We start from the raw sequence: 12,870 nt of genomic DNA on the forward strand, positions 1-12,870 counted from the left end.
AGTTGCTGGCCTGGGCGCGCTTCCAGCCGGGCGAGGAATAGCCCGCGCCGAAGGACGGGCTCTCGTCCCAGCGGCTGCCGTGCTGCTGCATGCCCGGTCCGCCGCCGTAGTAGCCGGTCTCCGAGGACGCCTCGACGTTGGCCAGCGGCAGCTCGTCCACGAACCGTGAGGGCAGCTGGCTGGTCCAGCGGCCATAGACCTGGCGGTTGGCGGCGAAAGAGACGCGGGCCTCCTCGCGGGCGCGGGTGATGCCGACATAGGCCAGCCGCCGCTCCTCCTCGAGCCCCTTCTCGCCGGACTCGTCCATGCTTCGCTGCGAGGGGAAGACGCCTTCCTCCCAGCCGGGCAGGAAGACCAGCGGGAATTCCAGGCCCTTCGCCGAGTGCAGGGTCATGATCTGCACCGCGTCGGCCTGCGGCCCGCGGTCCATGTCCATCACCAACGAGACGTGCTCCAGGTAGGCTTGAAGGTTCTCGGAATTGCCCATCGCCTGGACGAGTTCCTTCAGGTTCTCCAGCCGGCCCTGGGCGGTGGGGCTCTTGTCCAGGCGAAGCGCGTCGGTGTAGCCGCTCTCCTCCAGCACCGCCTCCATCAGGCGCGGGTGCGGCATCCGCTCGGCCTCGGCCCGCCAGCGGTCGAGATCGCGCAGAAAGTTGGCGAGCGAACTGCGGGTGCGCGCCGCCAGCTCGTCGGTCAGCACCACCTGGCGCGCGGCCTGCACTACCGGCACGCCACTGAGGCGGGCCATCTGCAGCAGCTTCTGGACCGTGGTCTCGCCGATGCCGCGCTTGGGCACGTTGACGATCCGCTCGAAGGCCAGGTCGTCGTCCTGCGACTGGATCAGCCGCAGGTAGGCGTGGGCGTCGCGAATCTCGGCGCGCTCGAAGAACCGCGGGCCGCCGACCACCGTGTAGGGGATCTGCAGCATCACGAACCGCTCTTCGAAGGCCCGCATCTGGAAGGAGGCGCGGACCAGGATCGCCATGTCGCGGTACTTGCGCGGGTTCTTGTCGGTCGTGCCCTTCTTGGCCCGCTCGATCTCGTCGGCGATCAGCCGGCTCTCGGCCTCGCCGTCCCAGACCCCGCGGACGATCACCTTCTCGCCGCCCTCGGCCTCGGTCCACAGCGTCTTGCCCAGCCGGCTCTTGTTGGCGGCGATCAGGCCGGAGGCCGCCGCCAGGATGTGGCTGGTGGAGCGGTAGTTGCGCTCCAGCCGGATCACCTTGGCGCCCGGGAAGTCGCGCTCGAAGCGCAGGATGTTGTCCACCTCGGCGCCCCGCCAGCCGTAGATCGACTGGTCGTCGTCGCCGACGCAGCAGACGTTCTGCCGCTTCTGGGCCAAGAGCCGCAGCCACAGGTACTGGGCGACGTTGGTGTCCTGGTACTCGTCCACCAGCAGGTAGCGGAACCGGTCGTGGAAATCGGCCAATACGTCGGGGTTGGACGTGAAGATGGTCAGGTTGTGGAGGAGCAGGTCGCCGAAATCGCAGGCGTTCAGGACGCGCAACCGCTCCTGGTACATGCGGTAGAGCGCCTGGCCCTTGCCGTTCGCGAAGTGGGCGCTTTCGGCCGGCGGCACCTGGTCGGGGCGCCAGCCGCGGTTCTTCCAGTGGTCGATCATCCCGGCCAGCGCCTTGGGCGTCCAGCGCTTGGTGTCGACGTTCTCGGCCTCCAGCACCTGTTTCAGCAGACGTTCGCCGTCGTCCTGGTCGATGATCGTGTAGTTGGACTTCAACCCCACCAACTCGGCGTGGCGGCGCAGGATCTGGGCGGCCACCGAGTGGAAAGTGCCCAGCCAGCGCAGGCCCTCGGCCTGGGGCCCGATGATGTGGGTGATCCGCTCGCGCATCTCGCGCGCGGCCTTGTTGGTGAAGGTGACCGCCAGCAGCTCCCACGGCCGCGCCTTGCCGGTGGCCAGGATGTGCGCCAGCCGCGTGGTCAGCACCCTTGTCTTGCCGGTACCCGCGCCCGCCAGCACCAGCACCGGCCCCTCGGTCGCCTCCACCGCCGCCCGCTGCTCGGGATTTAGCCCGTCCAGATAGTCCGTGGGCCTGGGGTCGACGCGGGCGAGATCGCTGACGCGGGCAGCCGGCAGCTCATCCAAGGAACTTGGGGGGGAGTCGGGAGAGGACATCGGAACATATGTAGCACACGCGGGCGCTGACTTAAGCCCGGGAGGGAAGTTCGTGCGACGGGCCGCGGCCTGCGAAGGTCAGCGCCGCCACGCGGCAGGCGGAGGCGAGCGGACGGCCGCCCCGCGCGTCGTCGATGCGCCCGATCAGGGCGGCGAGGCTCAAGCCATCCACCGCCGCCATCGCCTCCAGCACGGCCCAGAACTCCGGCTCCAGGGCGATGGAGGTGGCGTGGCCGGAGAGCTGGACGGAGCGTTTTCTTAAGCTGGCCATGCCTAGGTTTGTCGCCGCGTTCGAGCGGGCGATCAAATCCCTTCGACAAAGTTGACGGGGTCGTCATCTTTGGACTTGCATTAAGTTGACGGTGGCGTCATCTTCTTCGGCGTAAACACGAGTTAGGCGATCCCCATGGCCCTGGTCGACACCGCCGAGCGCCCCGCCTTCCGCGGAACCGCCCCGAAGCTCGATTGGCTGCACGCGCTGAAGTCGCTGCGCCGCCTGCTGAACGACAAGGAAGACACCGGCCAAGTGTTCGAGATCATGCGGGCGCTGAACGGCAACTCCACCGCCAAGGCCTATCACCGCCTGCTTGCGACCCAGCAGGGCGGCCGCATCGCCTATGAGCGATCCGAGTTCGCCCCTCGGCTGATGGACGACGCCTGGCTGGACAGCCTGCCGCAGGGCAGCGTCGGCGCGGCCTATCGCAACTTCATCCGCAGCGAGCGGATCTCCGCCGAGGGCCTGATCGAGGTCAGCCGCCAGGGCGCCCCGGCGGTCGACGAGCCGCACCCCTACGCCTGGATGGGCCGCCGCACCCGCGACGTGCACGACATCTGGCACATCCTGTCGGGCTACCACCGCGACGCTCTGGGCGAAGCCTGCCTGGTGGCCTTCTCCTACGCCCAGACCAAAGGCCTCGGCTGGGCGCTGATCGCCGCCGGCGCGGCCTGGCGCGCGAGGGGCGGCAAGCAATACCCCTATGTGAAGGCGATCTGGCAGGGCTTCACGCGCGGCAAGGCGGCCAAGTGGCTGCTGGGCGAGGACTACGAGCGTCTGATGGTCGAGCCGCTGGAAAGCGCCCGGCGCCGGCTGAACATCACGCCTGCCACGCTCTACAACTCGATCCCGCCGGAAGCCCGCGACGGGTCGCTGCCCACGGCGGCTTAGTCCTCGCGCTTGGCCTGATCCAGCGTCCGCCGGGCGCGCTCGGCCTCCAGCTTCGACACCGTCTTCTCCGCCTTCTTGACGCCGAACAGCGCGCGGTTCTGGCCGGCCTTCGCCTTGGCCTCGGCCTTGGCGCGGGCCTTGCGGGCCTTGTTGAGGTTGATCGGGTCGGCCATCGACGAAACTTCCCACGGCCCCCGTCGTTTCCCAAGCCTCAACCGCTTAGGAGACAGCAATGATCCAACCCTCTGAAATCCGCGAACACATGGAAGTGGTGGGCTCCGACGGCGGACACGTCGGCCGGGTCGACAAGGTGATGGGCGACGAGATCGAGCTGACCAAGCTCGATATCGCCGCGGGCCTCAGGCACCACATGATCCCGATCACCTGGGTCGAGATGATCGACCAGGACACGGTGCGGCTCAACATGACCAAGGACGCCGCCAAGGCCGCCTGGCGGACAAAGCACTAGGCTGGCGCTCCTCCCCCCAGCGCGAAGCGCGATGTGGGGGAGGTGGCCCGAAGGGTCGGAGGGGGTCCGCTCAGATCGTGGGGGACCCCCTCAGTCAGCTTTGCTGACAGCTCCCCCGAAGGGGAGCAACTTGTCCCGCTACTTCACTGCCGCGCAGAACCGCTGGATGCGGCTGCAGGCGTCCTCCAGCAACGCATTGGACGTCGCGTAGCTGATGCGGAAGAAGGGCGAGAGGCCGAAGGCCGCGCCGAACACCACCGAGACGCCCTCGGTCTCCAGCAGCTCGACGGCGAAGTCCTGGTCGCTGGCGATGACCTTGCCCGAGGGCGCGGTCTTGCCGATCAGCCCGGCCACCGACGGATAGACGTAGAAGGCCCCCTCCGGCGTCGGGCAGCGGATGCCGCGCGCCTGGTTCAGCATCGAGACCACCAGGTCGCGGCGGCTCTCGAACAGCTTGGCGTTGGGCTTGATGAAGTCCTGTGGCCCGTTCAGGGCCTCGACCGCCGCCCACTGCGAGATCGACGACGGGTTTGAGGTGGTCTGGCTCATCACCTTGGCCATCAGCTTGATCAGCGGCTCCGGCCCTGCCGCGTAGCCGATCCGCCAGCCGGTCATGGCGTAGGCCTTGGAGACCCCGTTCATGGTCAGGGTGCGGTCGTAGAGCGCCGGCTCAACCTGGGCGATGGTCGAGAACTCGAAGTCGCCGAACACCAGGTGCTCGTACATGTCGTCGGTCAGGATCCAGACCTGCGGATGCCGCAGCAGGACGTCGGCCAGCGCCCGCAGTTCGGCGCGCGTGTAGGCTGCGCCGGACGGGTTCGACGGCGAGTTCAGGAACAGCCAGCGGGTCTTCGGCGTGATCGCGGCCTCGAGGCCTTCGGGGCTCAGCTTGAAGCCGCTTTCCGCCGTGGTCGGCGCGGCCTTCGGCTCGCCGCCGGCCAGCAGCACTATGTCCCAGTAGCTGACCCAGTAGGGCGTCGGGATCACCACCTCGTCCCCGGGGTTCAGCGTCGACAGCATGGCGTTCCAGATCACCGGCTTGCCGCCCGGCGAGACGTTCACTTGGCTCGCCTTGTAGGTCAGCCCGTTCTCGCGCTTGAACTTCGCGACGATGGCTTCCTTCAACTCCGGGATGCCGTCGACGTTGGTGTACTTGGTCTTGCCGTCGCGGATCGCCTTGATGGCGGCGTCCTTGATGTTGTCGGGGGTGTCGAAGTCGGGCTCGCCGGCCGCCAGCGAGATGATGTCGCGCCCCTGCGCCTTCAGCTCGCGCCCTTTCTGGTCGGCCGCCAGGGTGGCGGACGGCTTGACGCGGGACAGCGCGGCGGATTCGAGCGACATGGCGGGCGATGCTCCCGGAGGTTCAGGTTGACGGAACGGGCCGGGGTTTAGCCTAAGCCGTCCGCCGGGTGAACCCGCCGTATCGCACTGCAGCTTGACCCTCCCGGCCTGATCGGCGACCTCAGGCTCGCATGCGCCGCCTCTTCCAGGTCCTTTCCAACATGGATGCCCAGGCGTGGCGGACGCTGCTGGTGTCCTTCGTGCTGTTCGGGGGCGTGGGCCTGGTGTTCGTGTTCGGCGCCCAGGCACTGGGCTTCAACGGCGAGGCGACGGTGCAGGAGTGGCTCAGGGCGGCGTCGGGGCCCTGGTCGCTGCCGGTGGCGGTGCTGGCCTTCGCGGTGCTGGCCTTCGCGGGCGTGCCGCAGATCATGCTGATCGCCGCCGCTGTAGTGGCGTTCGGGCCGGTGACCGGCTTCGCCTATAGCTGGATCGGCACCATGGTCTCGTCCCTGGTGGGCTTCTACCTGGGCCGGCTGGCGGGCGCGAAGGTGCTGGAGCGGTTCTCCGGCGCCGGCCTGGCGCGCTTCGTAAAGCTGGTCGCCCGCAACGGCTTCTTGGCCAGTTTCATCGTCCGCCTCGTGCCGTCGGCGCCCTTCATCGTGGTCAATATGGCGGCCGGGGTGACGCCCATGCGGGTCGTAGACTTCCTGCTCGGCACCGCCGTCGGCATCGTGCCGAAGATCGTGCTCACCGCCTTCGCCGGGAATTCGATCTTCCGGGTCCTGAAGGGCGAGATCGGCAAGGACGCCCTGTGGCTGGTGGCGATCGCCGCGGCATGGGTGGGGATCGGCCTGGCGGCGCGCGCCTGGCTCCGCAGCCGGGAGGAGGAGGTCGGCTGATGCTGAAACTGTTCTTTTCGCCGGGGTCCTGTTCGCTGGCCTCGCACATCGCGCTGGAGGAGGCGGGCGCCGCCTACGAGACCGTGCGGATGAACACCGGGGCCTGGGACCAGCGGAAGCCGGAATACCTGGCGATCAACCCTAAGGGCCGCGTGCCGGCGCTGGTGACGGACCGCGGCGTGCTGACTGAAACCCCGGCGATCCTGGCCTTCGTCGCCCAGAGCTATCCGGCCGCGAAGCTCGCGCCGCTCGACGACCCCTTCGCCTTCGCCCGGGCGCAGGCGTTCAACAGCTACCTCTGCTCCACCGTGCATGTCGCCCACGCCCACAAGCACCGCGGCTACCGCTGGGCGGACGCGCCCGAGGCGCTGGCCGAGATGACCCGCAAGGTCCCGGAGACCGAGACCGCCTGCTTCCAACTAATCGAGGACGAGATGCTGCAAGGGCCCTGGGTCCTGGGCGAGGCCTACTCCATCTGCGACGGCTACCTGTTCACCCTCGCCGGCTGGCTGGAAGGCGACGGAATCGACTGCCGGCGGTTCCCCAAGGTCTACGAACACCGAGAGCGGGTCCGCGCCCGGCCCGCGGTGCGCAAGGTTCTTGCCGACGAGGCGGCCTAGGGCCGCATTTGGCGCAAGATGCTTGCGCCGTGGGGGCCATTTCGGTAGAGCCTGTCGCCATGCGCACGCGCAACGCCAGCCTGCTTCTTCTCATCCTGGGGCTTAGCCGCCCCTGGGCGCCTCTCTAGGCTGCGCGTCTTCGCGGCCGGGCGTTCAGGGGTTTTCTCCGCCGCCTGACCCCAACGAAACCTCCGCGAAGAGACCAAGCCATGACCACCCCCGCAAATGAATCCGCCGCTCCGCGCTCCGAACGCGACCGCGTCATCGTCTTCGACACCACCATGCGCGACGGCGAGCAGTCGCCCGGCGCCTCGATGTCGCTCGAGGAAAAGATCGAGCTCGCCAAGATCCTGGAAGAGATGCGCGTCGACGTGATCGAGGCCGGTTTCCCGATCGCCTCCAACGGCGACTTCGAGGCCGTCCGCGAGGTCTCTAAGATCGTGACGGAGAGCACGATCGCCGGCCTATGCCGCGCCAACCTGGTGGATATCGATCGCTGCGCCGAGGCCATCCGTCACGCCAAGCGTGGGCGTATCCACATCGTCATCGCCACGAGCCCACTGCACATCAAGCACAAGCTGCAGATGGAGCCAGAGGACGTGCTGGAGGCGATCACCCGATCCGTCTCCCATGCCCGCAACCTATGTGACGACATCGAGTGGTCGGCGGAGGACGCGACGCGCAGCGAGCCGGAATTCCTGCGCCGGGCCATCGAAGCCGCGATCCGCGCCGGCGCCAGGACGATCAATCTGCCCGACACGGTGGGGTATACCTACCCTTCCGAATACGCCGCTCTTTTTCAGGACATGATCGCAACGGTCGAAGGAGCGGACGAGGTGGTGTTTTCCACCCACTGCCACAATGATCTGGGCTTGGCGGTCGCCAACAGCCTCGCGGGCATCCAAGGTGGGGCGCGCCAGGTGGAATGCGCCATCAACGGCCTGGGCGAGCGGGCTGGAAATGCAGCGCTGGAAGAAATCGTCATGGCGCTGAAGGTGCGCGCTGATCGCCTGCTCTATTTCACCAGTGTCGAGCCCCAGCACATCACGCGGGCGAGTCGGTACGTCTCGGCCATCACCGGATTTCCCGTGCAGTTCAACAAGGCGATCGTCGGCAAGAACGCCTTCGCCCACGAGAGTGGCATCCATCAGGACGGGATGCTGAAGAACCGGGAAACCTACGAGATCATGACGCCGGAATCCGTGGGGCAGGCCGCCTCCAGCCTGGTCATGGGCAAGCATTCTGGCAGCCATGCCTTCCGCGCGAAGTTGAAAGAGCTGGGCTATGAGCTCGGCCAGAACGCCTTGAAGGACGCGTTCGTCCGCTTCAAGGACCTCGCCGACAAGAAGAAGCACGTCTTCGACGACGACATCATCGCCCTGGTGGACGACGCCCTGGCCTCGGGCGCCGACCGCATCCAGGTGAAGAACCTACGGGTGATCGCCGGCACCGAGGGGCCGCAGGAAGCCTTCCTGACCGTCACCATCGACGGCGAGGAGAAGTCGGCCAACGCCACCGGCGACGGCCCGGTCGACGCGGTGTTCAACGCCATCCACAAGGTCGCGCCGCACGAGGCCATCCTGCGCCTCTTCCAGGTGCACGCGGTGACCGAGGGCACCGACGCCCAGGCGCAGGTCTCGGTCCGGCTCGAGGAGGACGGCCGCATCGCCACCGGCCAGGCCGCCGACACCGACACGCTCACCGCGTCGGCCAAGGCCTACGTCAACGCGCTGAACAACCTTATGGCGCGCAAGGAAAAGTCGGCCCCCAACGCGATCGCGAGCGGGTTCTAGGCCCAACCCATCGTGTCATCTCGGAAAGCGCACAGCGCTTGTCCGGGACCCATGATCACGAAGTCCTCCGGCAACCCATGAACCTCGGTGTTCATGGGTCCCGGTCTTCGCTGCGCGAAACCGGGATGACCCTGGAAGTTTTGGAATGCTCTGGATCCTCCTGACGGCCGCGGCCGCGCCGGTGCAGGTGGCGCGCAACGCCCTGCAGCGGGGGCTGGTAGGCGACGCCGGGCCGTGGGGCGCGACCCTGGTGCGCTTCCTGTTCGGCCTGCCGTTCTCGCTGGCGATCTTCGCGGCCGTGGCGCTGGCGACGCCCGAGGCCGTCCCCAACCCATCGTCGCGGTTCCTGACGGCCGTGGCGGCGGGCGCGCTGAGCCAGGTCGGGGCGACGGCGGCGTTGCTCATGGCGATGCGGACATCCGGCTTCGCGGTCGCCAGCTTCATGCAGCAGTCTTCGCTGCCGCTTGGGGCCCTGATGGGATTCTTCGTGTTCGGCGACCGGATGAGCGTCGTGCAGTGGACGGGCCTCGCCGCCACGACGGTCGCGCTGCTGGCGCTGTCCTGGCCGTCGCGAACCCAGGCGACAGGAAAGGCGGCTGGGTCGCTCTATGGGCTGGCCTCCGGCCTCGCCTTCGCCGTGGCGCTGAACGCCTATCGCCAAGCCGGCCTCGCGCTTGAGCCCGCGCATCCGATCTACTCGGCGACCGCCGCGCTCTGTCTCGCCCAGGCCCTGCAGTCGCTGGTGATGGTCCTGCTGCTCGCGGTGATCCGCCCTGGCGCGTTGCGGGCGGTCGGCGCTTCGTGGCGGACTTCGCTCGGCGCCGGCTTCTTCGGCACGGCGGCGTCGGCCTGCTGGTTCAGCGCCTTGGCCCTGGCGCCTGCCGGGCAGGTGAGAGCAATTGGCGTGATCGAAGGACCGATAGCCGCCGCAGCGGGTCGCCGGCTCTTCAAGGAGCGGCTGTCCATCCGCCAATGGGCGGGCGGCGCACTGGCGGCCTTGGGCGTCGTGATGACCGCGCTCGGTTGAACGTTGAGGCCGGCGCGACGGTCCGCCATAGTCCCCCCGTCAATCGGGGATATCTCAGTGACCGACGCGCTTACGATCCGCGGTCTTTCCAAGACCTTCGGCGGCAAGGTCGCTGTCGACAACCTCTCGATCAGCGTCGGGGCCGGCGAACTCTACGCCCTCTTGGGCCCCAACGGCGCGGGCAAGACCACCACGCTGCGGATGGTCGCGGGTCTCCTGAAGCCCAACGCCGGCGACATAGAGGTGTTCGGCCACAATGTGCTGACCGAGCCCGCGGCCGCCAAGCAGGTGATCGCCTGGGCGCCGGACGAGCCCATGCTCTACGATCGCCTTACCCCCCTGGAATACCTGGACTTCGTAGCCGGCCTGTGGGGCGTCGATCCGAAGGTGTCCATGGCCCGCGCCGAGGAGCTGCTGCGCTGGCTGGGGCTCTGGGACAATCGCGCCGAGCGCTGCGAGAGCTTCTCACGCGGCATGAAACAGAAGACCGCGCTGGCCGGCGCCTTGATCCACGATCCGCGCCTCCTGATCCTCGACGAGCCGCTGACCGGACTCGACGCCGCCGTCGCCCGCCAGGTGAAGGACCTGCTGCAAGAGCGGGTGAAGGGCGGCGCCACGGTGATCCTGACCACCCACATCCTGGAGGTCGCCGAGCGGATGGCCGACCGAATCGGCATCATCCAGAACGGCCGGCTGCTCGCCGACGGCACGCTTGATGAGCTCCGCGCCCAGAGCGGCGAGGGCCGCGCCACCCTGGAGGACGTGTTCCTCGACCTGGTGGGCGGGGCCGCGGACGCCGCGGCGTGATCGCCGCCCCCGGCTCGACGCTCTGGCTGCTGCGCTACGAGCTGCTGCTATCCTGGCGCCGGATGATGCAGCGGCGCGGCCGCGGGCGCTTCGCGAGGATATGGCTCACCGCCATCCTGCCGCTGATCCTGCTCTGCAGCGCGGGCCTGCCGCTGGGTTTCGTCCTGCGCGGCAAGCAGGTTCCGATCGTCCCCGTGACCAGCCTGGTCGCCGCCGCGGCCCTGGTCATGCTCTTCACCCTGATGCTGTCGCAGACGCTGGGCGCGGCGGTGGACGCCCTCTACGAACGCGGCGACCTCGACCTGCTGTTCTCCTCGCCGCTCCCGCCGCGCAAGGCGCTGACGGCGCGCTTCCTGTCGGTGGCGGTCGGAGCCTTCGGCATCTTCGGCATGATCCTGACGCCGATCCTGCTGCCGATCGCGGTGATGGGGCATCCAAGCTGGCTCGCGGCCATCCTGGTGCTGTTCTGCGTGGCGCTGGCGGCCAGCGGCGTGGGCCTGCTGCTGGCGGCAGGGCTGTTCCGGCTGATCGGGCCCAGGCGGACGCGCACGGTGGGGCAGGTGCTGGCCGCCCTGATCGGCGCCGCCTTCTTCCTGGTCGCCCAGGCGCGCAACATCCTGGGCGGACCCCAGACCGCCACCCTGGCGGCGACCGTCGTCAAGCTGTCGCACGATCCGCGTTTCCACGCGCCGCCCGGACTGAGCTGGCCGCTCCGCGCCCTGCTGGGCGAGCCCCTGCCGCTGCTCGCCGCCTTCGGTGTCAGCGGCGCGATCTTCCTGACCGCAAATCAGCTCCTGGGCGCCCGCTTCGCCGCCGACGCCGCGGCTGCCGCAGGCGTGGGAACCGCCGGACGCGCCCGCGCCCGCCGTGCGGGACCCGTGCGGTTCGCCGCCACCGCCTTCACCGCCACCCTGGTGAAGGAGCTGCGCCTGATCGCCCGCGACCCGGCGCTGATCGCCCAGGTGATGCTGCGGGTGCTCTACATGATCCCGCTCGCCTTCGTCCTGCTGCGCCAGGCCCGGAACGGGCAGAGCGTCTTCCTGCCCGGCAGCGCCGCGGCGCTCAGCCTGCTGGCGAGCCAGGTAGCGGGCAGCCTGGCCTGGATCACCATCTCCGCGGAGGACGCGCCGGATCTGCTGAGCTGCGCGCCGACCCCGATCCGCACCCTGCGGCGGGCCAAGATCGCCGCGGCGATCCTGCCGGTGGCGGCGATGCTGGCGCCCCTGCTGCTGCCGCTGGCGGTGTTCGCGCCGTTGACCGCTCTGGCCGCCACCTTGGGCTGCGCGGCGTCGATGACCATGGCGGCGCTGATGAACCTGTGGTGGCAGCGGCCGGGCAAGCGCAGTGAGATGCGCCGCCAGCGCGCGTCGGCCTGGTACGTCACCCTGGCGGAGCTCGTGCTGGGCCTGCTGATCGCTGCGGCCACCGCGCTCGTCGCCGCGGGCCTGTTCGGCTGGGCCCTGATCCCGGCAGTGCTGGCCCTGGCCGGCGTCCTGATGCTCAGCCGCACCGACGCCCAGATCGCCCAGGCGCTCCGCGCCGCGAGCTGAGCCGAGCTGCGGCCTGCGTGACAAGCGGCAAATCGCTGCTAGGGTCGTTATGTAGTCCGCCAACATAACGAGGCGCCGTGGTTTCCCCGCAGCTGCTCAACGCCGCGCTCTCCCTGCGCCGGGGCGAGGGGCCCCGCGTCGGCGCCGAGCGCATCGCCCTGCTCGATGCGCTGGACGAACTGGGCTCGATCCGCGCCGCGGCCGCGCGCGTGGGCCTGAGCTACAAGGCGGCCTGGGACGCGGTGCAGGCGCTGAACAACCTCTTCGAGGCGCCGCTGGTGATCGCCCGCGCCGGCGGCCGCCACGGGGGAGCCGCCGAGCTGGCGCCCGCCGGACGCGCGGTCGTCGCCGCCTTCCACCGCGTCGAGTTTGAATTGGCCGAGGTGATGGACCGCCTCGAACGGGGACTCGCCGGCGCGCCCGCGGATGACATCGGCCGGCTTTTCTGGAGCCTCGGCATGCAGACCAGCGCCCGTAACGCCCTTCGCGGGACCGTCACCCACATCACCGATGGCGCGGTCAACGCCGAGGTGAGCCTGGCGGTCGCGGGCGGCGTCGAGATCGTGGCCATCGTCACCCGCGAAAGCGTGGGGGCCCTACACTTGGCGGTCGGCCGGCCGGCCATCGCGCTCATCAAGTCGAGTTTCGTGGTGCTGGCCAAGGGCGAGGGGCTGGTGACCTCGGCGCGCAACCAGATCGGCGGCGTGGTCGCCCGCCGGGTCGACGGGGCGGTCTCCAGCGAGATCACCCTCGACATCGCCGAGGGCAAGACGCTGACCGCCACCATCACCCGCGAAAGCGCCGAGGCGATGGACCTGACGGAAGGCGAACGGGTGGTGGCCCTGGTCAAAGCGCCGCACGTCATCCTGGCCGTGGAATAGGGCTTCAAATCGGCCTGGCTGCGACACGCTGAACGGCCGAATCCGCCGGTTCGCGGCGCAACGCGGCGGTTCGTGGCGAAATAGCGGCGCGCGTTGCAACAAAACTCGCGCGCGACGCGAAAGCGCACACTGCTCTTTATGCCTTGAATTCAACCATAGGGCAGGGCAGGGAACGCCGAGCCTGCCGGTAATTCGCAACGACTCGACGCCTTGTTAACGCGTTGGATGCGATCGTTACGGATTG

Annotated in this window: 13 protein-coding genes; 9 read left to right on the forward strand and 4 right to left on the reverse strand. The window is 68.9% G+C overall.

The window, feature by feature from the left end:
* Nucleotides 1–2,104 (reverse strand): UvrD-helicase domain-containing protein (locus JWP28_RS10725; protein ID WP_299542751.1); only part of this gene is annotated, 2,104 nt, incomplete at its 3' end.
* A 61-nt stretch (nt 2,105–2,165) separates the two neighbouring features.
* Nucleotides 2,166–2,405: a ribbon-helix-helix domain-containing protein gene (locus tag JWP28_RS10730; RefSeq protein ID WP_299542752.1), complete on the reverse strand. Its 240-nt coding sequence runs from the start codon at nt 2,403–2,405 to the stop codon at nt 2,166–2,168.
* A gap of 135 nt (nt 2,406–2,540) precedes the next feature.
* Between JWP28_RS10730 and JWP28_RS10735 the strand changes: the two genes are divergently transcribed.
* A complete protein-coding gene (locus JWP28_RS10735) occupies nt 2,541–3,299 on the forward strand; it encodes a Coq4 family protein (protein ID WP_299542753.1) in 759 nt (252 codons plus the stop codon).
* On the opposite strand, the gene JWP28_RS10740 is transcribed toward JWP28_RS10735, so the two are convergent.
* Nucleotides 3,296–3,472 (reverse strand): DUF4169 family protein, encoded by a 177-nt coding sequence (locus tag JWP28_RS10740; RefSeq protein WP_299542754.1) that lies wholly within the window; start codon nt 3,470–3,472, stop codon nt 3,296–3,298. The two genes, JWP28_RS10735 and JWP28_RS10740, sit on opposite strands and share 4 nt — an antisense overlap.
* A gap of 59 nt (nt 3,473–3,531) precedes the next feature.
* Here JWP28_RS10740 and JWP28_RS10745 point away from each other — a divergent pair, with 59 nt between their 5' ends.
* Entirely contained in the window at nt 3,532–3,768 is a 237-nt protein-coding gene (locus JWP28_RS10745) for a DUF2171 domain-containing protein (protein WP_299542755.1), read from the forward strand.
* A gap of 138 nt (nt 3,769–3,906) precedes the next feature.
* On the opposite strand, the gene JWP28_RS10750 is transcribed toward JWP28_RS10745, so the two are convergent.
* The gene (locus JWP28_RS10750; RefSeq protein ID WP_299542756.1) at nt 3,907–5,109 is read right to left on the reverse strand and encodes a pyridoxal phosphate-dependent aminotransferase; all 1,203 of its coding nucleotides are present in this window, start codon (nt 5,107–5,109) and stop codon (nt 3,907–3,909) included.
* A 131-nt stretch (nt 5,110–5,240) separates the two neighbouring features.
* On the opposite strand from JWP28_RS10750, the gene JWP28_RS10755 reads away from it, so the two are divergent.
* The 7 genes from JWP28_RS10755 to JWP28_RS10785 all read left to right on the forward strand — a co-directional run bounded on the left by JWP28_RS10755 (nt 5,241) and on the right by JWP28_RS10785 (nt 12,626).
* Nucleotides 5,241–5,948: a TVP38/TMEM64 family protein gene (locus tag JWP28_RS10755; RefSeq protein ID WP_299542757.1), complete on the forward strand. Its 708-nt coding sequence runs from the start codon at nt 5,241–5,243 to the stop codon at nt 5,946–5,948.
* Nucleotides 5,948–6,568, forward strand: a complete 621-nt coding sequence (locus JWP28_RS10760; RefSeq protein WP_299542758.1) for a glutathione S-transferase family protein — start codon at nt 5,948–5,950, stop codon at nt 6,566–6,568. The genes JWP28_RS10755 and JWP28_RS10760 overlap by 1 nt, the downstream gene beginning before the upstream one ends.
* A 209-nt stretch (nt 6,569–6,777) precedes the next feature.
* Nucleotides 6,778–8,361, forward strand: a complete 1,584-nt coding sequence (locus tag JWP28_RS10765; RefSeq protein WP_299542759.1) for a 2-isopropylmalate synthase — start codon at nt 6,778–6,780, stop codon at nt 8,359–8,361.
* Between the two features lie 145 nt (nt 8,362–8,506).
* Nucleotides 8,507–9,388 carry a DMT family transporter gene (locus tag JWP28_RS10770; RefSeq protein ID WP_299542760.1) on the forward strand — a complete coding sequence of 294 codons (882 nt, stop codon included), beginning with the start codon at nt 8,507–8,509 and terminating at the stop codon, nt 9,386–9,388.
* Nucleotides 9,389–9,445: 57 nt separating this feature from the next.
* Nucleotides 9,446–10,195: an ABC transporter ATP-binding protein gene (locus JWP28_RS10775; protein ID WP_299542761.1), complete on the forward strand. Its 750-nt coding sequence runs from the start codon at nt 9,446–9,448 to the stop codon at nt 10,193–10,195.
* Complete coding sequence (locus JWP28_RS10780; RefSeq protein WP_299542762.1) at nt 10,192–11,745, forward strand: hypothetical protein; 1,554 nt, start codon at nt 10,192–10,194, stop codon at nt 11,743–11,745. The genes JWP28_RS10775 and JWP28_RS10780 overlap by 4 nt, the downstream gene beginning before the upstream one ends.
* 77 nt (nt 11,746–11,822) lie before the next feature.
* Nucleotides 11,823–12,626: a TOBE domain-containing protein gene (locus tag JWP28_RS10785; protein ID WP_299542763.1), complete on the forward strand. Its 804-nt coding sequence runs from the start codon at nt 11,823–11,825 to the stop codon at nt 12,624–12,626.
* Nucleotides 12,627–12,870: the final 244 nt, after the last annotated feature.

The sequence above is a fragment of the Phenylobacterium sp. genome (assembly GCF_028290885.1).
Classification (GTDB): domain Bacteria; phylum Pseudomonadota; class Alphaproteobacteria; order Caulobacterales; family Caulobacteraceae; genus Phenylobacterium.

What these genes read in the sequence shown, in the direction of transcription:
- JWP28_RS10730 (WP_299542752.1), bottom strand. Translation starts at nt 2,405, where the DNA reads ATGGCCAGCTTAAGAAAACGCTCCGTCCAGCTCTCCGGCCACGCCACC.
- JWP28_RS10735 (WP_299542753.1), top strand. Translation starts at nt 2,541, where the DNA reads ATGGCCCTGGTCGACACCGCCGAGCGCCCCGCCTTCCGCGGAACCGCC.
- JWP28_RS10740 (WP_299542754.1), bottom strand. Translation starts at nt 3,472, where the DNA reads ATGGCCGACCCGATCAACCTCAACAAGGCCCGCAAGGCCCGCGCCAAG.
- JWP28_RS10745 (WP_299542755.1), top strand. Translation starts at nt 3,532, where the DNA reads ATGATCCAACCCTCTGAAATCCGCGAACACATGGAAGTGGTGGGCTCC.
- JWP28_RS10750 (WP_299542756.1), bottom strand. Translation starts at nt 5,109, where the DNA reads ATGTCGCTCGAATCCGCCGCGCTGTCCCGCGTCAAGCCGTCCGCCACC.
- JWP28_RS10755 (WP_299542757.1), top strand. Translation starts at nt 5,241, where the DNA reads ATGCGCCGCCTCTTCCAGGTCCTTTCCAACATGGATGCCCAGGCGTGG.
- JWP28_RS10760 (WP_299542758.1), top strand. Translation starts at nt 5,948, where the DNA reads ATGCTGAAACTGTTCTTTTCGCCGGGGTCCTGTTCGCTGGCCTCGCAC.
- JWP28_RS10765 (WP_299542759.1), top strand. Translation starts at nt 6,778, where the DNA reads ATGACCACCCCCGCAAATGAATCCGCCGCTCCGCGCTCCGAACGCGAC.
- JWP28_RS10770 (WP_299542760.1), top strand. Translation starts at nt 8,507, where the DNA reads ATGCTCTGGATCCTCCTGACGGCCGCGGCCGCGCCGGTGCAGGTGGCG.